Source organism: Massilia sp. IC2-476, assembly GCF_020707295.1.
Classification (GTDB): domain Bacteria; phylum Pseudomonadota; class Gammaproteobacteria; order Burkholderiales; family Burkholderiaceae_D; genus Telluria.
In genome coordinates, this window is the sequence record NZ_JAJFER010000002.1 from 707,439 (window position 1) to 733,641 (window position 26,203).

A 26,203-nucleotide genomic window follows, 5' to 3' on the forward strand; every position below is an offset into this window, starting at 1 on the left:
CACATTCATTTTTTTTCGGGCGTCAGCAGCAGCGGCAGGAACAGGGCGATCATCCCGACCAGCATCCAGGCCAGCGTGGTGCCGAAGTTGGCGACCAGCGGGATGAAGTTCAGGCCGAACATCCACAGCAGCGCCTTCCACGCGATGTCGCTGCCACCCAAGGCCGCCTTTGCCTCTTTCGCCGCGACCGGAAGCTTGAACCAGGCGCGCACCTGGTCTTCCGCCACCGGCGTCGAACGCGACCAGGTCAGTTCTTCGTTGGTGTGCTCGGCCGCGAGGCCATTCTGGCCGTGCTCGTACTCGGCCACGTAGACCATGTCGCCGGCCGCGACCCGCCAATTGAAGGCGCCCGCCGCGTACAGCACGCGCGCCTGGTAGACCCAGGTGCGCTTGTATTCGATGTGATCGACCTGCACCGTGTTCATGGCGGGCAGGGGAGGCGTGGGCCAGTCGTCCATCACGTCCGAACGCGACCAGCCTTCGTTCGTTTCGACCAGCCAGAAGAAGGGGCCCTGGGTCGAGTACAGCAGGTATTCGTTCCAGGCCTCGCCCTCATTGTCTTCGCGCCGCATCACGCCCAGCACGCGGTAGTCGTAGCCGCCGATCTTCGCGATCGCGCCCAGGGTCAGGGTAAACGGCACGCGTTCATTCTGCTCGCCCTTGAGCAGCACCTCGACCTTGGGCGTCGAGGCATCGAGCCGCGCCGTGCAGGAGGGGCAGACGCAGTTCGCCGCCAGGCCGGGGACGTAGCGGATCGAGGAACCGCAGGACGGGCACTGCAGTATGTCGACCTTGCCGCGGTACTTGCCGGCGCTGGCCTTGATCTGCTCGTCGTCGCGCAGCAGCTGGCATTTCATGTTCTCCAGCGTGACGGCAGTGCCGGCGTAGAGGAGAGGGGGTGTCCCATCCGAGTAGTCGAGCGTGGCGAAGCTCGGGCCGCGGCGGAAGTCGGCCACGCGCGCTTCCCAGCCTTCGCCGACGCGGAAGGGCAGTTCGCCCTGGCCGCCGGTGCACTTGGCCACGCGCTTGTCCGAGGCGACGTAAGGGCCGAAGCCGATGTCGTACTGGCGGGTGACCTGGATAGCGTCAAAAGCCGGCCAGCCGGGCGCCAGCTCGCGCCTGGTGGTCATCACGTACTGGCCCGAGCTGTCGCCCAGCCAGCCATCAAGGCCGTCGTCGAACAGCACATACCACTCGTTCCACATCCCGGCGGCGTAACGCAGCTGGATGCGGCCCACCACCGTAAAGCTGCGTCCCGCCAGGATGCCCGACGTGCCGATCTGGATGCGCGAATAGTCTTCCAGCACCTCGGACATCTTGCCGAGGTCGCGTACCGCACCCGCTTCCTTCAATACGGTCGCGCGGCAGTACTCGCACACCGCCAGGACGGAGGCATGCGAGCGGAATTCAACCGGTGCGCCGCAGGAAGGACAGGAAACGGTCTGCATCAGCCGATCAGTTTCTTGAGCAGCTCGGCCTTGGTGCTGTCATAGTCGCCCTGTGAGATCAGGCCCTTGTCCAGCAGGCCCTTCAGCTTGGCAAGGCGGTCTTCGATCGATTCCGAACCGGCCGGCACGCTGGCCGGCTGCGGCTGCGCGAAGGCTCCCTGCATGCCCTGGGCCATGGCCTGGCCGATGGCGATGCCCGCGCCGGCGCCGGCGCCGATGCCGGCAATGCCGCCTTCGTTCTGGGCCGCCAGCGGGATGCTGCTCGCCACCTGGAACTGGGTGAAGCCGCCCATCTTGTCGGCGCCAAGGCTGGCCTTCATGCCGGCCGAGATGCGTTCGTCCAGGGCCGCCTGCAGCTCTTCCGGCAGGCTGACGCTGGCGACGTTGAATTCGTCCAGGCCAATGCCGTAGCGGCCAAAGGCGGTGGCCAGGTCGCCGCGGATCTGCTGCGCCATCAGGGTCTGGTTGGCGGCCATGTCGAGGAAAGCGATCTTCGATGCGCCCAGCGAGTTGGCCATGGTGGCCAGCATCAGGCCGCGCAGCTGGTCCTCGACTTCCTCGCGGGTGTAGACGGCGCGGGTGCCGCTGATCTCGGTGAAGAACAGGCGCGGATCGGCGACGCGATACGAGTACATGCCGAAGGCGCGCACGCGGATCATGTCGAAGTCCTTGTCGCGGATCGTTACCGGCTGCGGCGTGCCCCACTTGCGGCCGGTCTGCACGCGTGTCGAGAAGAAGTACACGTCCGACTTGAAGGGCGAGGCGAACAGCTTGTCCCAGTTCTTCAGGTTGGTCAGCACCGGCAGGGTGGACGTGGTCAGGCGGTGCGTGCCCGGGCCGAACACGTCGGCCACGCGGCCTTCGTCCACGAACACGGCGACCTGCGACTCGCGCACGACGAGGGTGGCGCCGTTCTGGATTTCGAAGTCTTCCATCGGGTAGCGCCAGGCGAGAACCCCTTCGCCTTCCTCGTTCCATTGCAGGACGTCGAGAAACTGCTTCTTGATGAATGAGCCGAGAGACATGATGGTTCCTCTTCCTTATGCGCGTGGGATGAAATCAGGAGATGCTGCCGGCGTTGATCAGGCCGATCGACAGCGAGATGGACCCGAGCAGGGTGCCGAAGCCCAGGTTGTTGTGCTCGATCTGGTCCTTCGACATGCGCAGCAGGCGCGTAGCGATCACGAATACCAATACCTGGATGAGCATGGCCAGCGCGGCCCAGCCGCAGAATTCATAGTAGTCGTCGGTGTGCATCAGCGCCGAGGCGATCGTCACCGAAAAGCCGAGCAGGGTGCCGCCCAGCGAGACCGCGGCGGCGCAGTTGCCCTGGCGGATGAGCAGCACTTCGTCGTAAGGCGTGACCCGCGTGTACACCACAAAAAATGCCAGAACCAGCGCGATTGCCGTCGCAAGATGCAGCACATAGTTTAGGATGGCGGGCACAACATTCTCCAAAGAAAATAATCGGGATTGCAGCAGCGATCTTAGAACAAAAGTTGTTCAATGACCAAAAAAATTCTGATCCTGTCGGTATTCGTTGTCGCTTCCTGCGGACTGGCCTACGAACTTATTGCTGGTGCATTGTCCAGCTACCTGCTGGGCGACTCCGTACTCCAGTTTTCCACCATCATCGGCTGCTATCTGTTCGCCATGGGCGTCGGTGCGCACTTCTCGAAATACGTGCGCGACGAAGACGTGCTGTCGCGCTTCATCGACATCGAGCTGGCGGTCGGCCTGATCGGCGGCGTGTCCGCGGCCATGCTGTTCATGACCTTCACCTGGATGGGCGCACCCTTCCGCACGGTGCTGTACCTGACCGTCTTCATGATCGGCGCGATGGTCGGCATGGAGGTGCCGCTGGTGATGCGCGCGCTGAACGAGCGCCGCACCGGGTTCGCCGAGATCGTCAGCCGCGTGCTGACCTTCGACTACCTGGGCGCACTGGCCGTGTCGCTGCTGTTTCCGCTGGTGCTGGCACCTACCCTGGGCCTGGTGCGCACCGGCTTCCTGTTCGGGATGCTCAACGTCGGCGTGGCGATGTGGACCCTGTACGTGTTCCGCGCCGAGCTGACCCACTTGCGCGGCAAGGCGATCCGCGCCTGCGTGGTGCTGTTCACGCTGGTGCTGGGTTTTGGCTTTTCGGACCGCATGGTGGAGTGGGGCGAGCATGGCCTGTTCGGCGACGACGTCGTGTACTCGACCACCACGCCCTACCAGCGCCTGGTGATCACCCGCTGGAAGGACGACCTGCGCCTCTACATCAACGGCAACCTGCAATTCTCGTCGCGCGACGAATACCGCTACCACGAAGCGCTGGTGCATCCGGCGATGCAGGCGCTGCCCTGGGCCAAGCGGGTGCTGGTGATGGGCGGCGGCGACGGCCTGGCGCTGCGCGAGATCCTGCGCTATCCGCAGGTGGAGGAGGTCACCCTGGTCGACCTCGATCCCGCCATGACCGGTGCATTCGCCACCCGTCCCGAACTGGTAAAACTGAATAAGGGTGCGCTCAAGGACAAGCGGGTCAAGATCATCAATGCCGACGCCGGCATCTGGCTGCAGAAGGAAGCCGGCATGTACGACGTGGCCATCGTCGACTTCCCGGACCCATCCAGCTTCGCCCTCGGCAAGCTGTATTCGGTGCCCTTCTACGGCATGTTGCGCAAGCACGTGGCGGTCAATGGCCTGATCGCGGTGCAGTCAACGTCCCCGTTCTTTGCGCCGAACGCTTACTGGACCATCGAAGCGACCCTGCGCGAAGTCGGCCTGCAGACCTGGCCTTATCACCTGTATGTTCCGTCCTTCGGCGAGTGGGGCTTCATCATGGCCTCTCCCCAGGGCCGATTCGTGCCGCCCACCAGCTACCGTCTGCCGATGCGCTACCTCAATGGCGACACCACGCGCGCGATGTTCGACTGGCCGCTCGACATGCCGCGTCGCCCAATGGTGCCGAACCGCCTCGACACCCAGTCGCTGGTGCGCGAGTTCGAGGAAGACTGGCGCCAGGTGATCCGCTGATGGACCGCCGTTCCTTCCTGATGACGGCTGCGGGGGCCGGGGCGGCGGGCCTCGCCACCGCGGCCGGATTCTACCGCTGGCAGGAGGTGGCGCCCTCGGTGCATCATCCCGGCCGGGCGGAAGGACACTACCTGCGCGACCGCGGTCAGCTGCCGCCGCCATCGCAAATGATCGAGACCGATGTGGTCATCCTCGGTTCCGGCATCGCCGGGCTGAGTGCGGCGTGGAAGCTGGGGAAGCTGGGCCATGAGAACTTCCTCCTGCTCGACGGCCCAGAAGCCTTCGGCAATGCCGCCGGCAGCCGCTACGGCGACCTGGCCTGCCCGACCGGTGCGCACTACCTGCCGCTGCCGGGACCGGAATCGACCCACGTGCGCGAGATGCTGGCAGACCTCGGCATCCTGCTGCGCGACGCCGACAAGGACAAGCCCTATTACGACGAACGCTTCATCCTGCACGGTCCGGAAGAGCGCCTGCTGCGCGACGGCGTCTGGCACGAGGGCCTGGTGCCGACGGATTCTTCCGATGCGGCCGAACACAAGCAGTTCTTTGACGAGATGGCCCGCTACCGCCATGCGCGCGGTAGCGATGGCCGGCGCGCCTTCGTGTTCCCGCTGGCGCTGTCCTCCAGCGATCCGCAATTCGGGGCGCTGGATCGCGTCAGCTTTGCCCAGTGGCTGGGCGACAAGGGCTACCGCTCCGCGACCCTGCGCTGGTACCTGGATTACTGCTGCCGTGACGACTACGGCGCCGGCATCGATCGCGTCTCGGCCTGGGCCGGCATCCATTATTTTGCCGGCCGCTGGGGCCAGGCCGCCAACGCCGACGAGAATGCGCTCCTCACATGGCCCGGCGGGCTGGCGCCGCTGGCCGAGGCCTTGGCCGCAAGAGCGGGGCCGCGCCGCCGCGCGGGGACTACGGCTTCGGTACGCGAAGTGAATGGCAGGGTCGAGGCGCTGTGCTTCGTGCTGGAGAAGGGCAAGCCGCGCAGCTTCCTCATCAAGGCGCGGCGCGCGATTTGCGCCATGCCCCTGTTCGTCGCCGGCCGCGTGGTCGAGGGCATTGAACGCTACGGCTTCGATCCAAGGGAGCACCTGCCCGACTACGCGCCATGGATGGTGTCGAACTTCCTGATGCGCGATTTTCCGCGCGAGCTGCCCGATGCCCAGCTGGCCTGGGACAACGTCGTGTACCAGGGCAGGGGGCTTGGCTACGTCGTTTCAACCCACCAGGACATTCGTTCGCGTCCACCGGAGAAGACTGTGTTCACCGCTTACACGGCGCTGTCGAGCCGGACGCCGCTGGAAGCGCGGCGCTGGCTGCAGTCTGCCAGTCCGGGCGAACTGCTTGAGCTGGCCGGCAGTGACCTGAGGGAAGCCTATGACTGGGCGTTTGCGCCGTGCGTGGAACGGGTGGACATCACCTTGCGTGCGCATGCGATGGCGGTGCCGCGGCCGGGCTTTCGCTCCAATGCTGGGCTTGAAGCCCTGCGTGACGCGCGCGGACCTATCCAGTTCGCGCATGCAGATCTGTCCGGCCTTTCCGTGTTTGAAGAGGCGGCATGGTGGGGCGCACGCGCAGCGGAGCGGTCGCTGCATGAGAAGGCGTAAGCACCTACGCCAGGCCATGCGGGCCAAGCGAGGTCAGGCCGTGCGCTCGGGCTCCAGCAGCTTGGCCGTGACCAGATCGCGCTCATGGTCGACGATACCGTCCACGGTGCGCTCATCGAGCCCCATCGCCTCCAGCACGAAGGCCGACAGCTGCAGGCTCGCTTCCAGCGTCTCAGGCACCACCACGCTGGCCCCAGCCTGGCGCAGGGCGCGCGCGTGCTTTTCGTCGCGCGAGCGCACGAACAGCCGCGCGTGCGGGAATTCGCGGCGGATGCCGCGCACCGCCTGCATCGCGGACGCGGGATGGTCCATGGTCAGCACGATGGCGGGCGATTCGTCGGCATGCACGCGGCGCAGCAGTTCCGGGCGCGAGGCATTGCCGAAGTAGACCGGCTTGCCTTCGGCGTGCAGTTTCGAGACCAGCTTGGCGTCGCACTCGAAGGCGACGAAGGGGATGTTCTGTTCGCCCAGCAGCTTGGCCAGCTGCTGGCCCACGCGGCCGAAGCCGGCGATGATGATGCGGCCACGTGCCGAAGCCAGTTCCCCGTCGTCAGCCGCCGCGTCCTGTTCGTGCCGCGCGTGTTCGTGGCGGTCGCCGATGCCGCGGCCGATACGGGCCAGCAGCGGCGTAATGAACAGCGTGAGGCCCACCACCAGCATCACCTGCGCGCCCAGGCCTGGCTCGAGCACCTTGGAGGTGATGGCGTAGCCGACCGCCACGAAGGCGAATTCGCCGCCCTGGCCCAGCAGCAGGCCGCCTTCCACGGCGCGGCCCCAGGGCAGGCCGCCGATGCGGGCCAAGAGCGCTACCACCAGCGCCTTGAGCAACACCAGGCCGGCCACCGCGCCGGCCAGCAGCAGCGGCGCGTCCAGGATCTGGCGGGTGTCGATGCTCATCCCGACCGTCATGAAGAACAGGCCCATGAGCAGGCCCTTGAATGGTTCGACCATCAGCTCGACTTCGTGCTTGAATTCAGTCTCGGCCAGCAGCAGGCCGGCGATCATCGCTCCCAGCGCCATCGACAGGCCGGCAGCGGCGGACAATCCCGCGATGCCGAAGGTGCTGAGCAGGATGAGGGCCATGAAGACGTCCGGCTGGCGGTGCTCGGCGAATGCGCGGAACAGCTTGTGGACGACACGCCCGCCGACCAGGTAGATCAGGGCAATTGCGATCGCCGCCTTGGCCAGCGTGGTCAGGGCCAGCATGGCGACGCCGTCGCCGGCACCGCGCCCGAGCGCGCCGATCAGGAGCAGGATCGGCACCACGGCCAGGTCTTGCAGCATCAGGATGGCGAAAGCGGCCTGGCCCAGGCGGCTGCCGGTGGTCTGCTGCTGGGCCAGCAGCTGCATCACCACGGCGGTGGAGGAGAGCGACAGCACCAGGCCGAGGATGATCGATGCCTGCGCATCCAGGCCGTAGAGCACCAGCGCGCCGCCGATCAGCGCGGCGCTGGCCAGCACCTGCGCGGTGCCGGCGCCGAACACCCAGCGCCGCATGGCCCACAGGCGCGCGGCCGAGAGCTCGAGGCCGATCATGAACATCAGGAACAGCACGCCGATTTCGGCCAGCATCGAGATGCCTTCGTCGCGCGGGAAGGTGAGGAAGGCGAGCCAGGGGAGGTCGCCGGCCAGCAGGCCCAGGCCGAAGGGGCCGACCAGGGTGCCGACGGCGAGGAAGCCGATCACCTGATTGATGCGCAGGCGCTGCAGGATGGGGATCAGGATGCCGGAGAGGATCAGGAAAAGCAGGATCTCCCGCAGGAAGGGGAAGGCGTGTTGCTCTTGCACGGTGGGGGCGGCCAGTGGTTGTTGTTGGCCGGATTGTAACTTGGGAGCGGGGCCGGAAGGCTACGGGCGGCTCGACGAAATTGGGTTCCGGCCTTCGCCGGAACGACGGATCTCAGGGCGCGGGCCGCAACGCTTGAGTTGACACGCGACTGTAAGACCGTCGTCCCGGCGCAGGCCGGGACCCAAGTTGACTTTAACTACGCTATCAGCAATTCCCCGCCTGCACCGCCTCCGGCGGCGTTTCTTCCTGCTGCCGGTGCCCGCTGGCTACCGGCTGGCGGCTTTCGGCGGTGTGCTGGAGTTCCTCGATTTCCGGATCCTCCACATTGCGCAGTTCGAGGTAGCGGTCCAGTGCCTGGTCCAGGCGCGGCAGCAGGATGCCGCGCTCGCTCGTCAAGGCGCAGTAGGCTGGACGCGCCGCCGGGTAGGCGATCGACCGCGCCTCCAGCCGGCTCGCATCCACACCGGCACGTTCGGCCGCTTTCAGTGCCAGCTCGGCCCAGGTCAGCTCTCCGCCGTTGGACAGGTGCCAGATGCCGGACTCGCGGTCGATCGCCAGGTCCAGGCAGGCGTGCACCAGGTCCGGGACGTAGGTTGCCGTGATCGTCAAATCGTTCGAGGCAGTGAAGGGCTCGCCGCGCTCCAGGGCATTCAGCGCCAGCGTGACGAAGTTGTACTGGTCCCACGGCCCGAAGAAGGCGCTGGTGCGCACCACCAGGGCGTTCGGGTTCTCGTCCAGCACGGCGACTTCGGCTTCGGCCTTGCTGCGGCCATAGGCGTTGAGCGGCGCCACCGGATCGGATTCCACATACGGGCGGTCCTTGCTGCCGTCGAACACCAGGTCGCTGGAGAAGGTAGTCAGGTGCACGCCATGGCGCGCGCAGGCTGCAGCCAGGATCGCCGGGCCGGCGGTGTTCTCGCGGAAGCAGCGCTCGGCGTCGTTCTCGGCATCGTCCACGCGCACGTAGCCGCAGGTGTTGATCACGGCCCAGGGCTGGTACTGCGCCAGGGCCCGTTCGACCGAGGCGGCGTCGGCGATGTCCATGTCCTTGCGCGACAGCAGGCGGTAGGACAGGTTGCGCTTGCGGCAGACGCGGGCGAAGGCACGGCCCAGGGTGCCGGTCGCGCCCAGGATCAGGATCGGCGCGGCGCTGGTGCCTACCAGGCGGTGGCCGTCGGCCGAGATCGAGGTGAGGGCCGCGGGCGTGGCCACCGGTGGGTGGCACAGGAAGCGGCCCTGGCGGCGCCACCAGCCCTGGCCGCGTAGCACCGGGTGCGACAGCGGGGCGCCGGAGGACAGTTCCTTCATCATCTTTGCCAGCGCGGTCGGGCGCGGCTTAGGGGAGCGGACGTCGAATGGACCCGGCTCGTAGTAGCCCTTGTTTTGCGTGACCAGGCTGTTCCAGTCGAAGGAGCCGAGCAGCGACCACACGGTGACGGCGCGCACGTCGACGCCGTTCTGCTGCGACTGCTGGGCCGCTTCCCAGATCTCGAGCAGCCAGCGCAGCTGGTCTTCGCGGTTGGCGTCGATGTGGGCTTCGGTGATGGCCAGCGGGATGCCGTAGCGGTCCCAGGTCTCGCTGAGCAGCGGGGCGATGCCCGGGGTCGGCGTGGCCAGCACGCGCGAGGCTTCGATGTCGGCGCAGGGGATGCCGTCGGCCACGCCACGGTGGTGTTCCGGAAAGCGTTCCGGACGGTGATCCAGCCAGCGCTCGGAAGTGACGTAGTAGTTGACACCGATGATGTCGGGCGGGCAGGGGTTATCGCGGAACCACAGGAATTCTGCGGCCGGGATGCCGGTCTTGGTCAGGTACTTCCACAGCTTGTGCTGTTCGTCGACCATGCCGCACAGCAGGTCCCAGGCCAGCCAGCGGCGCTCGTTATAGAACTCGGCGACATGGGCCAGCTCGGGCGTGCCGTAGGTCTTGCCGAGGTCGTCGGTCTGGACCAGCTTGGCGTTCGGGTTGACGGCGCGGATCGCGCGCATCGACAGCACCACGGCGCGGCACTGCACTAAAAGGGCTTCGATGAAGGTGCGGTCGTCGCGGCCGTGCGGGTACCAGACGCCGTACAGGCCGGCGAAGCGGGCGGTGGTGCAGGGTTCGTTGACCGGGGTGTAGTACTCGATCCACGGATAGCGCGCCGCCACGGCGCCGGCGTATTCCGCCAGCTGCTCGGGGAAGGCCGGGTCGACCAGGCTGGTGTGGCGCGGACCGCTGCCGTGGTGGATCAGGCCGGCGATCGGCGTCACGCCGGCGTCGCGCAGCGCGCCCAGGCGTTCGTCGGCCCAGCTCCAGTCGGCCTTGTCGATGCCGTCGGGCGCGGTGCGTTCCCATAGCACGGGATAGCGGATTGCGCGGATGCCGGTGGACGCGAAGCGCTGGATGTCGCAGGCGCGGCCGTGGTGGCCATTGCGCTCCAGCTGGCTGAAGTACTCGTCGCGGACACGGTTGACCGTGCATTCGAGGCCGCCCCACAGTTCCAGTGGGGGGATTTGGCTGTTCGTGCTCTTTTGTGGATTCATCAGTTTCACCAAATATTAGTTTTCTAACAACAAATTCCCTACAGTTCGGCGTCCCAGGAAATAAAGTGTCGAAAGGGGAGCCGGCCCGCAGGCCATGGGACCCGAAGCGGTTGACATCCTCGCGCCAACCTGCAACCATGCGGTCCATGAATTTTCCGAAAGCACATCATCTTTTGTTGACCTGGTGGCGCCGCTCCTAACGCGCGGCCACAGGAATGATCTGCATTTCGACTAACGCCGCCTCGATCCGGGTGGCGTTTTCACATCTAGCGCGGCAGGGATCGGGGCACTAACAAGGAAACCCGATGAGCTCCACGACCCCAAACAACACCGCACCCATCATCCTCACCGGCGACCGTCCGACCGGTCCCCTGCACCTCGGCCACTTCGTGGGCAGCCTGCGCAACCGCGTCGCTTACCAGGACAGCTACCGCCAGTTCGTCATGCTGGCAGACGCCCAGGCGCTGACCGACAACATGGATGACATCGGTAAGGTACACCGGAACGTGGTGGAAGTGGCGCTCGATTACCTCGCGGTCGGGATCGATCCGGCCCGTACGACCATCCTGATCCAGTCGCAGATCCCGGAACTGACCGAGCTGACCTTTTATTACCTGAACCTGGTCACCGTCGCGCGCCTGGAGCGCAACCCGACCGTGAAGCAGGAGATCATCCAGCGTGGTTTCGAGCGCGATATCCCGGCCGGCTTCCTGACCTACCCGGCCAGCCAGGCCGCCGACATCACCGCCTTCAAGGCCAGCGTGGTGCCGGTGGGCGAGGACCAGATCCCGATGATCGAGCAGTGCAACGAGATCGTGCGCAGGTTCAACCGGACCTACAGCCCGGACAAGGACATCCTGGTCGAGTGCAAGGCGATCGTGCCGGAAGTCGGCCGCCTGCCGGGCATCGACGGCCGCGCCAAGATGAGCAAGTCGCTCGGCAACACCATCAACCTGGGCGCCAGCGCCGACGAGATCCGCGCCGCGGTCAAGCAGGTCTACACCGACCCGCTGCACCTGAAGGTGTCGGACCCGGGCCACCTGGAAGGCAACGTCGCCTTCATCTACCTCGACGCCTTCGATACCGACAAGGCGGGCCTGGAAGAGATGAAGGCCCACTACACCCGCGGCGGCCTGGGCGACAGCGTGGTCAAGAAGCGTCTGGAAGGCATCCTGCAGGACATGCTGGCGCCGATCCGCGCCCGCCGCGAAGAGTTCGCCAAGGACCGTGGCCAGGTGCTGCAGATCCTGAAGGACGGCACCATGAAGGCGCGCGAAGTGGCGGCGCAGACCACCGATGAGGTGAAAAAAGCGCTGGGCCTGTCGTACTTCTAAGCGGTATCGCTTCCTGATACCAAACGTCGTACCGCGTGCCGCTCTTGCCTTTGATGCTGGAGCGCACGTTCTTTCGGTGGCAAGCTAGGACCTCATCGTCATCGGAGGAATCCCATGAGCAAAGGCCTGCGCCTCACCGAGAAGTGGATGCAGCGCGCCCTGTGGCTGGTCGCGTTCGCATTCGCCGCCTTCTTGATCGGCCTCGGCGGCAAGATTGTCGGCAACCTGTGGGACGTCGAACAGCCCCTGACACTGGAGCAGTTCATGGACCCGGCCCGGGTGGCGGAACTGCGCGCCGGGCAAGCGTCAGCGCGGGCGCGGCGCGAGGCGGCCCAGCTCGACCTGGAGCAGGCAACCCAGCAGCACGAGGTAGCGCGTGCCAACACCCGTTCGGCGCGCGAGACCTTCGACAACTGGCTGGCCACGCGCCGCGCCACCGCCCGTCCCGACCAGGATCCCGAGCTGATCGAACGGACCCGTGGGCTTGATAAACTCGAAGCCGACGAGCGCAGCGCGCTGTCGCTTGTGCAGGCCCAGCAGCAGCGCATGCTCGATGCCGAGCAGGCCCTGCAGCGTGCGCAAGCCAGCTGGGAACGCATGGAAACACCGGCGCGTGCCGCCTATGCGAAAGCGGAAACGGCCAAGGAACTGCGGGTGTTCCTGTATCGCCTGGCAGTGACCTTGCCGCTGCTGGTGCTGGCCGGCTGGCTGTTCGCGCGCAAGCGCCAGAGCCAGTACTGGCCCTTCGTGTGGGGATTCATCTTCTTCGCACTGTTCGCCTTCTTCTTCGAACTCGTGCCTTACCTGCCGAGCTACGGCGGCTACGTGCGCTACCTGGTCGGCATTGCGGTAACGGTGCTGGTGGGTCGCTACGCGATTCAAGCGCTGCAGCATTACCTGGCGCGCCAGAGGGAAGCGGAAGCGCTGCCGGACGTGCAACGCCGCCAGACGCTGCGCTACGACAACGCCCTGGCCCGACTGGGCAAGAGCGTGTGTCCGGGCTGCGAGCGGCCGGTCGACCTGAAGGACACGAGCGTCGACTTCTGCCCGCACTGCGGCATCGGCTTGTTCGACCGCTGCGGCCGCTGCAGCAGCCGCAAGAACGCATTCGCCCGCTTTTGCTTTTCGTGCGGGACGCCGGCCAATACGTCCTTGGCCGACTAGCCCGGTTTAGTCACGCAAATCAGCGGGAACCTTGCCGCCGTTCGCCGCCAGCTTGTTCATGACCTGGCGGTGCAGCCAGATGTTCATCGAGGCCGAGTCGCTGGTGTCGCCGGTGTAGTGCAGCTCGGCGGCCAGCTCCTTGCGCGCCTGCAGGCTGCTGTCCAGGCCGAGCAGTTTCATCAGGTCGACGATCGAGGTGCGCCAGTTCAGCTGTTGTCCCGAGGACTTCTGCATCGTGGTCAGGATTTCCTCGACGTCCACCTGATCTATCATGGCCGGCGCGGCCTGCGGCTGGGCTTGTGGGGCAGCCTGTGGAGCCGCCTGTGGCGCTGCCTGGGGCGCGGCCTGCGGTGCAGCCGGCGCCTGGGCCTGCGGCTGTGCTGCCGGGCCCTTGTTCGCGGCGTGCGATTTCGGGAAGATCTTGCTGAAGATATTGCTCAGGATGCCCATACAGTCCTCTCGTGTTGGTGGATGAATTATTGACGGCGCATGTTCTGCGCCATGTGGCCGAGCGCGATGGCGAGCGCGGCGCCGCCGATGGCCTTGACCAGGGTCGGGTTCTGGGCATAGAAGTCGCCCATCCGGTCGACGATGCTCGGGTTCTGCTGTTCGGCCTTTTCGGCCAGTTCGCGCACCTGTTCGGGCGAAACCTGCGAAGCCTGTTCCGGCGTCACCTGGGTTGGCGTACGGCCGCCGAACAGGTTGCCGAGGCCGCCATTGCCCAGCTGGGCCAGCACGGCTGGGCCGAGCGTAGCGAGCAGCTGGTTCAGCATGCCGGCGCGCTGGTTCGGGTTACTCTGGCCGAACATCTGGCTCACCATCTGCGGGAAGGGCGGGGTCTGGTCGGAGCGCAGCGCGCCCGACAGGCCGCGCGCCAACGCGTCCTGGGGCGCGTTTTGCGCCACCCGGTCGAAGTCGTCGTGGGCCTGCTGCTGGTTGGCGTTGGCGCCACCCAGGTACTGATTCAGTAAATTGCCGAGATCAAATGCCATGTCGTACTCCTTGCTTGACTGGTTCGAAGGTCGAGCGTAGGGTTTTGACCTCGCATTCTCTGTTCGGTATCGAACGCCCGCCGAGGGAAAGAAGTATTTTGTTTCCATGTGGACATCAACCTGGAAAGCGGGTTAAGCTCGTCGCATGCCTTACCTGCCACTCCTGCTGTTCGCCGTCCTCTACGCTGCCGCAACCGCCGCGTGGGACCTGCCGCTGGCGGTCGGCGGCGCCTACCTGGCGATCAGCCTGGGTTGCTTCGTGGCCTATGCGATCGACAAGTCGGCGGCCCGGCGCGGAGAATGGCGCACGCCGGAATCGACCCTGCTGCTGCTCGGCCTGTGCGGCGGCTGGCCGGGCGGCCTGCTGGCCCAGCAGTGGTTGCGGCACAAGACGTCGAAAACGTCGTTCCAGTGGAAGTTCTACCTGACGGTGGTGCTGAACGTGGTGCTGTTCCTGGTCATGGGGCGGCAGATCGGCAGCTACCCGCTTACCTGACCTGGCGGAGGTGTGAGCATGTGGCGATATCCCCGGATCCTGGCCCATCGCGGCGGCGGCACGCTGGCTCCCGAAAACACCTTTGCGGGCCTGAAGCGCGGCATGGAGTTCGGCTTTCGCGCGGTGGAATTCGACGTCATGCTGGCGCGCGACGGCGTGCCGGTGGTCATGCACGATCCCTATCTCGGACGCACCGTGAGCGGCGCCGGCCACGTGTTCGACTACGACGCCCTGGAGCTGGCGCGGATGGATGCCGGCAGCTGGTTCGGCGCCGACTATCGGGGCGAGCCGGTGCCGCTGTTCGTCGAATTCGCCCAGTACTGCAAGGCCAACGGCATCTGGATGAACATCGAGCTCAAGCCGGCGCGCGGCTTCGACCGCGAGACCGGCGAGACGGTGGCGCGCATCGTGCGCGCCATGTTCGCCGACCAGATCGCGGCCGGTGAGCTGGACCGGGTGCCGCTGCTGTCCTCGTTCAGCCTGGCCTCGCTCGAGGCCGCGGTCGATGCCGCCCCCGAGCTGCCGCGCGCCTTCCTGATGAGCGAACTGCCGCCCGGCTGGGAACCGCTGGCGCGCTCCATCGACGCAGTCGCAATCCACACCAACCACCGCCACCTGACCTTGGCCCTGGCCCGGGCCGTGCGCGACGCCGGCTTCGGGCTGTTCTGCTACACGGTCAACGAGCCGGTACGGGCGCGCGAGCTGCTGGACTGGGGCGTCGAAGCCGTCTGCACCGACCGCATCGATTTGATCGGGCCCAACATGGCCTGAAGTGGCCATATAAATATTTCAAGAGCCCCCTTCAGAAAATTGACCGGTTGTCGATAAGTTGTGACAACTGCCAAAACGGGATGACTGTCATGTCATTGTCAATTAATAACAACTCGCTGTCGCTCAGCGCCCAGCGCAGCCTGGGCAAGCACGTCGCCGCCCAGGAATCGCTGATCAACCGCCTGACGGCGGGCACGCGCATCAACAAGGCCTCGGACGACGCGGCAGGGCAGGCCATTGCCGCGCGCATGGACGCCGGCTTGCGCGGCAACACCCAGGCGATGCGCGCCATCAGCGACGGCAGTTCGATGCTGCAGGTGGCGGACGGCGCGCTGGCCAACATCGGCGACAGCCTGCAGCGCCTGCGCGAGCTGGCGGTCGCGTCCGGCAACGGCAGTTACGGCGACAAGGACCGCACCACGCTGCAGAACGAGGCGAACGAGATCCTGAACCACATCAACCAGGTGGCGGCGCAGACCCAGTTCAACGGCGAGGCGATCTTTTCGCAGGACCGGCTCAGCATCGGCGGGCAGGACGAAAAGAAGCGGGCAGTGATCGACGGACTCAAGACCGGCTGGCTGAGCTCATCGGAAAAGATGCTGAAGGACTTGTTCGGCCTGGAGGCGGACGGCGTCAAACTCACCGTCAACCTCGAAGACAGCGACGGCGCCTCCAACACACTCGCTTCGGTATCGGGCACGATCTCCGGCGGCAAGTTCACCAATGTCCACCTGAACATCGACATGGCCGACTTCGGCACCGGCACCACCGCCGACGGCGGCGGCGCGCCCTTCTACAGCGACCGCATCATCGCGCATGAGATGGCGCACGCCATCATGTCGCGCTCGATGAACTTCAATGCGCTGCCGCAGTGGTTCATCGAAGGCACGGCGGAACTCATCCATGGCGCCGACGAGCGGGTGAATCCTGCCGCCGCGGCCGGTATCGTCAGCACCATCGCAGGGGGCGGCTTCAGTTACGAGGGTGGATACGTCGCCTCGCGCTACCTGCACGACAAGCTCAAGGGCCTGGGCGTGGAGGGTGGCATCAAGGGCGTCATGCAGTACCTGACCCAGAACCAGAGCGCCGACCTGAGCACCGCGCTGAACGCCGTGACAGGTGGCCGGATCGCCAGCACGGGGGCCTTCCTTACCGACTTCGGCAACAACGGAGTCGCCTACATTGGTTCCCGCATCAATGTGACCAATGCCGACACGGGCGCCATCGGCGGCTTCGACGCCGACGGCAAGGCCGTCAAGACCGCGCGCAGCGTGGTTGCCGATACCGGCGACAACAACGCCAGCGATGGCCTGAGCGGCTTCGACGTGGTGTATCCGGAGCTGGGCGGGGTGACCGGCACGCGCCGGGTGCAGGTACAGGTGGGCGACAACGCGGGCGACCTGATCGACCTGCAGTTCGGCGCCATCAACGCTTCCGCGCTCGGCCTGGCGAACCTGGACATGAAACGCGGCGCGGTGGCGCTGCTGCACGTGGACCAGGCACTGGAATACGTCAACCAGCAGCGCGTGGTGGCGGGGGCGTCCGGCAACCGGCTGGACATGGCGGCGGACTCGCTGCAGGCCGGCTCCACCAATATGGCGGCGGCCAAGGAGCGGATCGAGGGCATCGACTACGCCGGCTCTGCGGCGGGGCTGACCCGGGCGCAGATCCTGCAGCAGGCGGCGTCGGCGATGCTGGCGCAGGCGAATAGTCAGCCGAGGGCGGTGTTATCGCTCTTGCGGTAATCTACGAAAGTCAACTTAGGTTCCGGCCTTCGCCGGAAGTCGTGGGCGCCAGTGGCGCGCATGACGGTCTTCGGGCTAACGGAAGAATATCGTTGCCACTATTTTAGCTCGCAGCCATAGCACGTCGTCCCGGCGAAGGCCGGGACCCAATTCCGTCGCACCCCCGCAGCGCCACCTTTCCCTGCAGCCCGTAAATATCACCCGGACTAATATTCCGGCAAGCAGCTACGCTATAATCGTTTTTTTATAGCGCACGCTCCCTCATTCCGCCCCTACGACATGAAATCCTCCGAAATCCGCGAAAAGTTCCTCAAGTTCTTCGAGTCCAAAGGCCACACCATCGTCCGTTCCAGCCCGCTGGTGCCGGGCAACGACCCGACCATGCTGCTGACCAACAGCGGAATGGTGCAGTTCAAGGATGTGTTCCTGGGCCTGGATACGCGCCCGTACTCGCGCGCCACCACCGTGCAGCGCTGCGTGCGCGCCGGCGGCAAGCACAATGACCTGGAAAACGTCGGCTACACCGCGCGTCACCACACTTTCTTCGAAATGCTGGGTAACTTCAGCTTCGGCGATTACTTCAAGCGCGACGCGATCAACTACTGCTGGGAGCTGCTGACCAAGGTGTACATGCTGCCTGCCGAGAAGCTGACCGTCACCGTCTACTTCGAGGACGACGAGGCCTACGACATCTGGGCCAACGAGATCGGCGTGCCGAAAGAGCGCATCATCCGCATCGGCGACAACAAGGGCGCGCGCTACGCATCGGACAACTTCTGGCAGATGGCCGACACCGGTCCGTGCGGCCCGTGCACCGAAGTGTTCTACGACCACGGCGCCGACATCTGGGGCGGTCCTCCGGGCTCGCCGGAAGAAGACGGCGACCGTTTCATTGAGATCTGGAACCTGGTGTTCATGCAGTTCAACCGCGACGAGTCGGGCACCCTGACCCCGCTGCCGAAGCCGTCGATCGACACCGGCATGGGCATGGAGCGCCTGGCCGCCGTGCTGCAGCACGTGCATAGCAACTACGAGATCGACCTGTTCCAGGCACTGATCAAGGCCGCCGCCCGCGAAACCGGCGCCACTGACCTGAACAACAATTCGCTGAAGGTCATCGCCGACCACATCCGCGCGGCGTCCTTCCTGATCGTCGACGGCATCATCCCGAGCAGCGAAGGCCATGGCTACGTCCTGCGCCGCATCATCCGCCGGGCGCTGCGCCACGGTCACAAGCTGGGCCAGACCAAACCGTTCTTCCACAAGCTGGTGGCCGACCTCGACATCGAGATGGGCACCGCCTACCCGGAACTGCACGAAGCGGCAGCGCGCGTGGCCCAGGTCCTGAAGGCCGAGGAAGAGCGTTTCGGCGAGACCCTGGAAAACGGCATGAAGATCCTGGAAGCGCAGCTGGCGAAAGATGCGAAGAACCTGGACGGCGCCACCGCCTTCACCCTGTACGACACCTACGGCTTCCCGCTGGACCTCACCGCCGACATCTGCCGCGAGCGCGGCGTGACGCTGGACGAAGAGGGCTTCACGGCCGCCATGGAGCAGCAGAAGAAGACCGCGCGTGCCGCCGGCAAGTTCAAGATGGCCGCCAAGGTCGAGTACGCGGGCGAAAAGACCAAGTTCGTCGGCTACGAATCGCTGGCCCACAACACCCACGTGCTGGCCCTGTACGCTGAAGGCGTGTCGGTGCAGGAACTGAAGGCCGGCCAGGAAGGCATCGTGGTGCTCGACACCACCCCGTTCTACGCGGAGTCGGGCGGCCAGGTGGGCGACCAGGGCGAGATCCGCTCGGGCGGCAACGTATTCGAAGTCGAAGACACCCTGAAGATCCAGGCGGAAGTCTTCGGCCACCATGGTGTGCTGCGCGAAGGTTCGCTGAAGGTCGGCGACACCGTCGACGCGCAGGTCGACACCGGCAAGCGCGCCCGCACCATCCGCAACCACTCGGCGACCCACCTGATGCACAAGGCCCTGCGCGAAGTGCTGGGGCCGCACGTGCAGCAGAAAGGCTCGCTGGTCGATCCGGACAAGACCCGCTTCGACTTCAGCCATGGCGCCCCCTTGACCGCGGACGAGATTGCCAAGGTCGAGATGATCGTCAACCGCGAGATCCTCGAGAACCACGCGACCCAGGCGCAGCACATGACGTTTGACGACGCCGTGAAGCACGGCGCGATGGCGCTGTTCGGCGAGAAGTACGGCGACACCGTGCGCGTGCTGGACATCGGCTCCTCGAAAGAGCTGTGCGGCGGCGTGCACGTGACCCGCACCGGCGACATCGGCCTGTTCAAGATCGTGTCGGAAGGCGGCGTCGCTGCCGGCATCCGCCGCGTCGAAGCCGTCACCGGCGAAGGCGCGCTGGCGCTGGTGCAGTCGATCAACCGCAAGCTGCAGGAAGCCGCCGGCGCCCTGAAGACCAGCCCGGACGAACTGCCGTCGCGCATCGCCCAGGTGCAGGACCAGGTCAAGTCGCTCGAGAAGGAAGTGGCGACCCTGAAGTCGAAGCTGGCCGCAGGGCAGGGCGACGAGCTGCTGACGAAGGCGGTGGACGTGAACGGCATCAAGGTGCTGGCCGCGACCATGGAAGGCGCCGACGTCACCGCGCTGCGCGAAACCATGGACAAGCTGAAGGACAAGCTGAAGACCGCCGCCATCGTGCTGGCCAGCGTCGCCGACGGCAAGGTCAGCCTGATCGCGGGCGTGACCAAGGACGCGACCGGCAAAGTGAAAGCCGGCGAGCTGGTGAACTTCGTCGCCCAGCAGGTGGGCGGCAAGGGCGGCGGCCGTCCGGACATGGCGCAGGCTGGCGGTACCGATCCGGCGGGTCTGCCGCAGGCGCTGGCTGGCGTGGCCGGCTGGGTGGGTGAGCGCGCTTAAGCGGCTCTCCATGCCAAGTGAAACGCCGCCCTCGGGCGGCGTTTTGTATTTGTAGGGTGGGCGGCTCGTGATCTGGTCCGCTGGACCAGATCACCCCACGCGTTCAAATTAAGCAAGATCAGCCTGCTCGGCACATCGAGCATCAACTATCACCGCGTGGGCGTTCGTATTTCAGGCCACTGGCCTGAAATACCCCGCCCACCCTACGGATCAGCGGCGCGAGCGTCGGCGGACCAGCACTGCCGCACCGACGACAAACAAGGCGATCGAAGCCGGCTCCGGCACCGCCGCTGCATCCGTGGCATCGAGCCGGAACGCCGCCACCACGAAGTTCTGCACCTCCGGCCCCATTGCCCCATCCAGGCCGATGAACGCGCCCTGGTTCCACTGTACATTCTCGTTGTTGTAGTAGAAGTTGCTGTTGGCCTCCCCGGCAAACGCGAACTCCAGCAGGTACAGCCGGCCCGTCTCGAGCACGACGCCGCCCAGCGCGTAGTCGATCCAGTCGCGCCCATTGGTGCTGACGGTGGAGCCGCCGCTGGCGAGCGTATTCAGCTTGTTCAGCGTGATGCCATTGGTCGAGATCTCGTACAGACCGTATGTCACATCCATGTTGCTCAGGTCGTGCCGGAAGCCGATGCTGGTGAGCGACTGGCGCGTGTCGACGCCGAAGGTGATGCCGCGGCCCATCCACCAGCTGTCGTTGGCGCCAGGGTAGTCGGTGCCGGCCGTGTCATTCGGCGGGACGAATTCGATCGGCGCGGCGACGCTGGCGCCGCCCAGGAAGAACGCAGTGCACAGCAGGGTAGTGCGAAGCAGGTTTGCGAACATGGTGGTCTCCTTATTGTGGAGTTACCAGAAGTGCAAAACCTGTGCCACCCAAGCGGTTCCTTGCCGAATCAAGGACTTAGCGAAACCAGATTGGTAACGTTTCCATTTTGTGTAATCTTTTCCGACATGGAAGTTCGACGCCGTGCTCGCTTGCAATTGCGGCGCTGGACCACATTTACCGTGTGTCGCACCATGCCAGTGCCGTCGATGAATGCTTGTGTCGCGTCATGGTGCGCAAGCATAGATAATTTTACAATCGGTTGCAGTCATGCAACAATATGTGACTATTTTGGTGCGCTGCGTCATACTGCCGGAAAAGGAGTAGTATTCGACTTCCGAGCACCTCCTACTGAGCAGGCAAGCGATGAGCGACATCACTATCGACATTGATACCATGGAATTCCAGAGAGACCTGGATGCGCGCGGGCTGAACTGCCCGCTGCCGATCCTCAAAGCCAAGAAGGCACTTGCCGAGATGGAGAGCGGGCAGGTGTTGCGTATCGTGGCAACCGATACCGGTTCCGTGCGCGACTTCCAGGCGTTTGCCAAGCAGACCGGCAACGCCCTGCTGGCCCACACCGTCGAGAACGGTGAGTTCACCTTCCTGATGCGCCGCAAATAAGCCTCCACAGCGCATCGCAACGGCGGGGCAGGCCTGCGCCAGCCCCGTTTTCAGTTCCCCGATTCCGGCATGATGACGATTTAGTCGGAATCCTCTAACTAAAAATCGCACGATCGTGCTTTAATTTCGACCTGAAGCCGAATTTCTCTTATAATCTAGGCCATTTTCGTCTGTCACCCATTCCATTTTCTAAAGGCACCCTATGAAAGTCCTGGTACCCGTCAAACGCGTGGTCGACTACAACGTCAAGGTCCGCGTCAAATCCGACGGCAGCGGCGTGGATATCGCCAACGTCAAAATGTCGATGAACCCGTTCGACGAGATCGCGCTGGAAGAAGCCACGCGCCTGAAGGAAGCCGGCAAGGTCACCGAAGTGGTCGCCGTGTCGGTGGGCGTGGCCCAGTGCCAGGAAACCCTGCGTACCGGTATGGCGATCGGCGCCGACCGCGGCATCCTGGTCGAGACCAGTGTCGAGACCGAGCCGCTGGCCGTGGCCAAGATCATGAAGGCGCTGGCCGATAAGGAACAGCCGCAGCTGATCATCCTGGGCAAGCAGGCAATCGACGACGATTCGAACCAGACCGGCCAGATGCTGGCGTCGCTGCTGGGCTGGCCGCAGGCCACCTTCGCATCGAAAGTGGTGCTGGAAGACGGTAAAGTGACCGTGACCCGCGAAGTCGACGGCGGCCTGGAAACCGTCGCCCTGTCGCTGCCGGCCATCGTCACCACCGACCTGCGCCTGAACGAGCCGCGCTACGTGACGCTGCCGAACATCATGAAGGCCAAGAAGAAGCCGCTGGAAACCATCAAGCCGGAAGACCTGGGCGTCGACGTGACCCCGCGCCTGAAGACCCTGAAAGTCACCGAGCCGGCCAAGCGCTCGGCCGGCGTCAAGGTGCCGGACGTGGCGACCCTGGTGCAGAAGCTGCGCACCGAAGCCAAAGTCATCTGATCGCAGCGTCCCTCATACATAGGAAAGAACATGGTCGCACTCGTCATTGCTGAACACGACAACGGCTCCCTCAAGGGCGCTACCCACCACACCGTGACCGCGGCCGCCCAGTGCGGCGGCGAAGTCCACATCCTGGTCGCCGGCTCCGGCTGCGGCGCGGCTGCCGAAGCCGCCGCGCAGATCGCGGGCGTCGCGAAAGTGCTGGTCGCCGATGCGCCGCACTTCGCCGATGGCCTGGCCGAGAATGTCGCCGAGCAGATCCTGGCGATCGCCGGCAGCTACTCGCACATCCTGGCTCCTGCCACCGCCTACGGCAAGAACATCCTGCCGCGCGTGGCCGCCAAGCTGGACGTGGCCCAGATCTCGGAAATCACCAAGGTCGATTCCCCGGACACCTTCGAGCGCCCGATCTACGCCGGTAACGCCATCGCCACCGTGCAGTCGAGCGACAGCGTGAAGGTCATCACCGTGCGCGGTACGGCGTTCGACGCCGCCGCAAGCGGTGGCTCGGCCGCCGTCGAGCAGGTGGCAGCCGTCGGCGACGTCGGCAAGTCTTCCTTCGTCGGCCGCGAGCTGGCCAAGTCGGACCGTCCGGAACTGACCGCCGCCAAGATCATCGTGTCGGGCGGCCGCGGCATCGGCTCGGCCGAGAACTTCAAGCTGCTCGAGCCGCTTGCCGACAAGCTGGGCGCCGCCATGGGCGCCTCGCGCGCTGCGGTGGACGCGGGCTTCGTGCCGAACGACTGGCAGGTCGGCCAGACCGGCAAGATCGTCGCCCCGACCCTGTACATCGCGGTCGGCATCTCGGGCGCGATCCAGCACCTGGCCGGCATGAAGGACTCGAAGACCATCGTCGCCATCAACAAGGATCCGGAAGCGCCGATCTTCTCGGTGGCTGACTACGGCCTGGTGGGCGACCTGTTCGAAGTCGTGCCGCAGCTGGTCAAAGAACTGGGTTAATAGCCCTTATATGCTGTTCCTCGTCGTTCCCGCGCGCCTATCTGGCGGGCCGGAACGACGTTTTCACATCAGGAGACAAAGGTGAGCTATCAAGCCCCGCTGAAAGACATGCAGTTCGTGCTGAACGAACTGGCGAACCTGGCCGAGATCAACCAACTGCCCGGCTGCGAAGACGCGACCCCGGACACCGTGAACGCCGTGCTGGAAGAAAGCGCGAAGTTCTGCGGCGAAGTCATCGCCCCGCTGAACCACGCCGGCGATAAAGAACCGAGCTTCTGGAAGGACGGCAGCGTCACCACCTCGAAGGGCTTCCGTGACGCCTTCCGCGCCTTTGCGGACGGCGGCTGGCAGGGCATCCAGCACCCAAGCGAATTCGGCGGCCAAGGCTTGCCGAAGCTGGTCGCCACGCCGTGCATGGAAATGCTGCACGCCGCGAACCTGTCCTTCGCGCTAGCACCGCTGCTGACCGACGGCGCCATCGAGGCGCTGCTCACCGCAGGTTCGGATGAACAGAAAAAGCTGTTCCTCGAGCCGCTCATCAGCGGCAAGTGGACCGGCACCATGAACCTGACCGAGCCGCAGGCCGGTTCCGACCTGGCCGCTGTGCGCACCCGCGCCGAGCCGCAGGGCGACGGCACCTTCAAGATCTTCGGCACCAAGATCTTCATCACCTACGGCGAGCACGACATGGCGGAGAACATCATCCACCTCGTGCTGGCGCGCACCCCGGACGCACCGGCGGGCGTGAAGGGCATCTCGCTGTTCATCGTGCCGAAGTTCCTGGTGAACGCCGACGGCTCGCTGGGCGCGCGCAACGATGCGCACTGCGTCTCGATCGAACACAAGCTGGGCATCAAGGCCTCGCCCACCGCCGTGCTGCAGTTCGGCGACCACGGCGGCGCCATCGGCACCCTGGTGGGCGAAGAGAACCGCGGCCTCGAATACATGTTCATCATGATGAACGCGGCCCGCTTCGGCGTCGGCATGCAGGGCGTCGGCCTGGCCGAACGCGCCTACCAGCAGGCGGTCGCGTTCGCAAAAGACCGCATCCAGTCGCGCGAAGTGGCCGGCTCGCCTGGTCCGGTCGCCATCATCAATCACCCGGACGTGCGCCGCATGCTGATGTCGATGCGTTCGCAGACCGAGGCGGCGCGCGCGCTGGCCTACGTCGGCGCCGCCTTGTCCGACCTCGCGCACAACGGTGCCGACGAGGCGACCCGCAAGTCGAATCTCGCGGTCTACGAATACCTGGTCCCGATCATCAAGGGCTGGTCGACCGAGATGAGCGAGAACGTGGCGCGCGACGGCGTGCAGGTCCATGGCGGCATGGGCTTCATCGAAGAGACCGGCGCGGCTCAGCACTACCGCGACGCCAAGATCCTGACCATCTACGAAGGCACCACCGCGATCCAGGCCAATGACCTGGTCGGCCGCAAGACCGTGCGCGACGGCGGCGCCGTGGCCAAGTCGCTGATCGAACAGGTGCGCGCAACCGAGGCGCAGCTGGGCGAACTGCAGGGCGACGAGTTCGCGGCCATCCGCCGCCAGCTGGCGCTCGGTTCCGCCGCGCTGGAGCAGGTAGTGGACTTCGTCGTGGCCAACGCCAAATCGGACGTGCGCGCCGTGTTCGCGGGCAGCGTGCTGTACCTGAAGCTGGCCGGCATCGTGCTGGGCGGCTGGCAGATGGCGCGCGCGGCCGTGGTCGCCCAGAAGAAGCTGGCGGCGGGTGAGGGCGACGCGTCCTTCCTGCGCGCCAAGATCGCGACCGCGCGCTTCTTCGCCGACCACGTGCTGTCCTCGGCCCCTGGCCTGCGCACCGCGATCGTCGAAGGCGCGCCGGGCGTGCTGGCGCTGGAGGTGGAGCAGTTCTAAGAGCGTCCTGCGCTCTTCCGGAAGCGGCCTGCGGGCCGCTTTTTTATTGTCCGTCGCTTTGCGTTGAGGCTGTTTCCAAACAGCTAGGTGTCTGCAAATAATCTTTGCAGTAAATCCATTATGTGCAAAGGAAATTTGCATATAAACATGTATCACAATACTTAGTTTGGCTCAAGGCGGGCTCATCCTTACGGAACTACCTTGTCATCAAGCCGCGCATGAGCCGTGCGGCCCTCCATCACACGGGCTCGACGAGGAGATCATCATGGGTATCGAGAAATACGGCGACAACCACGATCACGACGACGACAAAGATTGCGGCCACGACCGCGACCGGGACAGGGATGACGGCAAGGACGACGACAAGGAGCGCGACTACTGCAAGTGCAAGAAGGAGCGGGCCGAGTTCAAGAAGGAGCGCGACGAATACCGCAAGGAGCGCGACGAGTACAAGAAGGAGCGCGAGGAGTGGAAGAAGAAGGCCTGGAAGTACAAGAAGGAACTGTACGAACACAAGGCCTTCATCAAGAGCGCGCTGGAACGCCTCGGCATCTTCGCGCGCAAGCTCGACCACCTGCAGCACGACCTGGTCGACGAAGCCGGCAAGCTGGGCAAGCATCATGATCACGACAAGGATCATGACAAGGACGACGACAAGGAGCACGACTAGTCGAGTGTTGGCGGCCTGTTTAACAGCTAGTGGTCCGCTTATAAGCTTGAGTTCCCGCGCAGGCGGGAACTCAAGTTCTGCATGAACGTCGTCAGCCGTACGACCCACCCGTATAAAGCAGATCGAACACCCGCGCGATCGTCCCGATCAGCACGATTGCTCCCACTCCCAGGATCAGCACCAGCAGCAGCGCCAGCATCCAGTTCGAGCGCGACGTCTTGCCGCTGCCCTTGTTGTACTGCGCATCCCATGCCTCGTCCGGCGTCAGGCCGATGATCAGGCCTTCCACGAAGCCCGCGATATACGACACCAGCAATGGCAGCACCACATAGAACGGATGCGGCTTCACCGCGCCGTACAGGATGCCCACGAGCGGCAGGCTGCACAGGTGCAGCAACCCGAGCCGGTCGGTGCCTCCCTTCAGGTAGAAGCGGTGGGCACCGAAGCCGCCCAGCAGCAGGGCGAGCAGGGTGGCGAAGGTCTTGTTCTTGTGCGCGACAGCCATGAGCATTGCCAA

General features: G+C 65.1%; 22 protein-coding genes. 13 read left to right on the plus strand and 9 right to left on the minus strand.

Annotated features, from left to right (window positions below):
• Window positions 1-5: 5 nt before the first annotated feature.
• The 3 genes from LK539_RS08040 to LK539_RS08050 are packed head-to-tail and all read right to left on the minus strand — an operon-like array spanning window position 6 to window position 2,894.
• Window positions 6-1,448 carry a DUF4178 domain-containing protein gene (locus LK539_RS08040; RefSeq protein WP_227800382.1) on the minus strand — a complete coding sequence of 481 codons (1,443 nt, stop codon included), beginning with the start codon at window positions 1,446-1,448 and terminating at the stop codon, window positions 6-8.
• Window positions 1,448-2,473 (minus strand): SPFH domain-containing protein, encoded by a 1,026-nt coding sequence (locus tag LK539_RS08045; protein ID WP_227800383.1) that lies wholly within the window; start codon window positions 2,471-2,473, stop codon window positions 1,448-1,450. The genes LK539_RS08040 and LK539_RS08045 overlap by 1 nt, the downstream gene beginning before the upstream one ends.
• Before the next feature lie 34 nt (window positions 2,474-2,507).
• Window positions 2,508-2,894 (minus strand): DUF350 domain-containing protein, encoded by a 387-nt coding sequence (locus LK539_RS08050; protein ID WP_227800384.1) that lies wholly within the window; start codon window positions 2,892-2,894, stop codon window positions 2,508-2,510.
• 60 nt (window positions 2,895-2,954) lie between these two features.
• Here LK539_RS08050 and LK539_RS08055 point away from each other — a divergent pair, with 60 nt between their 5' ends.
• Both LK539_RS08055 and LK539_RS08060 read left to right on the plus strand, forming a co-directional pair.
• On the plus strand, window positions 2,955-4,466 hold the full coding sequence (locus tag LK539_RS08055; protein WP_227800385.1) for a polyamine aminopropyltransferase: 1,512 nt from the start codon (window positions 2,955-2,957) through the stop codon (window positions 4,464-4,466).
• The gene (locus LK539_RS08060) at window positions 4,466-6,076 is read left to right on the plus strand and encodes an FAD/NAD(P)-binding protein (protein ID WP_227800386.1); all 1,611 of its coding nucleotides are present in this window, start codon (window positions 4,466-4,468) and stop codon (window positions 6,074-6,076) included. Before LK539_RS08055 ends, LK539_RS08060 begins: the two co-directional genes overlap by 1 nt.
• 33 nt (window positions 6,077-6,109) lie before the next feature.
• Here LK539_RS08060 and LK539_RS08065 read toward each other — a convergent pair whose 3' ends face one another.
• The gene (locus LK539_RS08065) at window positions 6,110-7,864 is read right to left on the minus strand and encodes a cation:proton antiporter (protein WP_227800387.1); all 1,755 of its coding nucleotides are present in this window, start codon (window positions 7,862-7,864) and stop codon (window positions 6,110-6,112) included.
• A gap of 205 nt (window positions 7,865-8,069) precedes the next feature.
• A complete protein-coding gene (locus tag LK539_RS08070; protein WP_227800388.1) occupies window positions 8,070-10,388 on the minus strand; it encodes a family 1 glycosylhydrolase in 2,319 nt (772 codons plus the stop codon).
• 305 nt (window positions 10,389-10,693) lie between these two features.
• On the opposite strand from LK539_RS08070, the gene trpS reads away from it, so the two are divergent.
• Window positions 10,694-11,722 (plus strand): tryptophan--tRNA ligase, encoded by a 1,029-nt coding sequence (gene trpS / locus LK539_RS08075; protein ID WP_227800389.1) that lies wholly within the window; start codon window positions 10,694-10,696, stop codon window positions 11,720-11,722.
• Window positions 11,723-11,836: 114 nt separating this feature from the next.
• The gene (locus LK539_RS08080) at window positions 11,837-12,886 is read left to right on the plus strand and encodes a zinc ribbon domain-containing protein (RefSeq protein WP_227800390.1); all 1,050 of its coding nucleotides are present in this window, start codon (window positions 11,837-11,839) and stop codon (window positions 12,884-12,886) included.
• Between the two features lie 6 nt (window positions 12,887-12,892).
• Here LK539_RS08080 and LK539_RS08085 read toward each other — a convergent pair whose 3' ends face one another.
• Window positions 12,893-13,336 (minus strand): DUF3597 domain-containing protein, encoded by a 444-nt coding sequence (locus tag LK539_RS08085; RefSeq protein ID WP_227800391.1) that lies wholly within the window; start codon window positions 13,334-13,336, stop codon window positions 12,893-12,895.
• Window positions 13,337-13,362: 26 nt separating this feature from the next.
• Window positions 13,363-13,878, minus strand: a complete 516-nt coding sequence (locus LK539_RS08090) for a hypothetical protein (RefSeq protein ID WP_227800392.1) — start codon at window positions 13,876-13,878, stop codon at window positions 13,363-13,365.
• Window positions 13,879-14,023: 145 nt separating this feature from the next.
• On the opposite strand from LK539_RS08090, the gene LK539_RS08095 reads away from it, so the two are divergent.
• From LK539_RS08095 to alaS, 4 genes are all read left to right on the plus strand, one after another.
• Window positions 14,024-14,374, plus strand: coding sequence for a DUF1294 domain-containing protein (locus LK539_RS08095; RefSeq protein ID WP_227800393.1), 351 nt, complete (start codon window positions 14,024-14,026; stop codon window positions 14,372-14,374).
• A gap of 18 nt (window positions 14,375-14,392) precedes the next feature.
• A complete protein-coding gene (ugpQ, locus tag LK539_RS08100) occupies window positions 14,393-15,145 on the plus strand; it encodes a glycerophosphodiester phosphodiesterase (RefSeq protein WP_227800394.1) in 753 nt (250 codons plus the stop codon).
• Between the two features lie 89 nt (window positions 15,146-15,234).
• Window positions 15,235-16,890: a flagellinolysin gene (locus LK539_RS08105; RefSeq protein WP_227800395.1), complete on the plus strand. Its 1,656-nt coding sequence runs from the start codon at window positions 15,235-15,237 to the stop codon at window positions 16,888-16,890.
• 279 nt (window positions 16,891-17,169) lie between these two features.
• A complete protein-coding gene (gene alaS / locus LK539_RS08110; protein WP_227800396.1) occupies window positions 17,170-19,779 on the plus strand; it encodes an alanine--tRNA ligase in 2,610 nt (869 codons plus the stop codon).
• A gap of 210 nt (window positions 19,780-19,989) precedes the next feature.
• Here the strand turns inward: alaS and LK539_RS08115 are convergent, their stop codons facing one another.
• Complete coding sequence (locus LK539_RS08115) at window positions 19,990-20,610, minus strand: PEP-CTERM sorting domain-containing protein (protein WP_227800397.1); 621 nt, start codon at window positions 20,608-20,610, stop codon at window positions 19,990-19,992.
• A 394-nt stretch (window positions 20,611-21,004) separates the two neighbouring features.
• Here LK539_RS08115 and LK539_RS08120 point away from each other — a divergent pair, with 394 nt between their 5' ends.
• The 5 genes from LK539_RS08120 (at window position 21,005) to LK539_RS08140 (ending at window position 25,686) form a co-directional block, all read left to right on the plus strand.
• Window positions 21,005-21,232, plus strand: coding sequence for a sulfurtransferase TusA family protein (locus tag LK539_RS08120; RefSeq protein ID WP_036216507.1), 228 nt, complete (start codon window positions 21,005-21,007; stop codon window positions 21,230-21,232).
• 202 nt (window positions 21,233-21,434) lie between these two features.
• Entirely contained in the window at window positions 21,435-22,184 is a 750-nt protein-coding gene (locus tag LK539_RS08125; protein WP_227800398.1) for an electron transfer flavoprotein subunit beta/FixA family protein, read from the plus strand.
• Window positions 22,185-22,214: 30 nt separating this feature from the next.
• A complete protein-coding gene (locus LK539_RS08130; RefSeq protein WP_227800399.1) occupies window positions 22,215-23,144 on the plus strand; it encodes an electron transfer flavoprotein subunit alpha/FixB family protein in 930 nt (309 codons plus the stop codon).
• An 81-nt stretch (window positions 23,145-23,225) separates the two neighbouring features.
• Complete coding sequence (locus LK539_RS08135; protein ID WP_227800400.1) at window positions 23,226-25,016, plus strand: acyl-CoA dehydrogenase C-terminal domain-containing protein; 1,791 nt, start codon at window positions 23,226-23,228, stop codon at window positions 25,014-25,016.
• A gap of 265 nt (window positions 25,017-25,281) precedes the next feature.
• Complete coding sequence (locus LK539_RS08140; protein ID WP_227800401.1) at window positions 25,282-25,686, plus strand: hypothetical protein; 405 nt, start codon at window positions 25,282-25,284, stop codon at window positions 25,684-25,686.
• A 91-nt stretch (window positions 25,687-25,777) separates the two neighbouring features.
• Here the strand turns inward: LK539_RS08140 and LK539_RS08145 are convergent, their stop codons facing one another.
• Window positions 25,778-26,191 (minus strand): NINE protein, encoded by a 414-nt coding sequence (locus tag LK539_RS08145; protein WP_227800402.1) that lies wholly within the window; start codon window positions 26,189-26,191, stop codon window positions 25,778-25,780.
• Window positions 26,192-26,203: the final 12 nt, after the last annotated feature.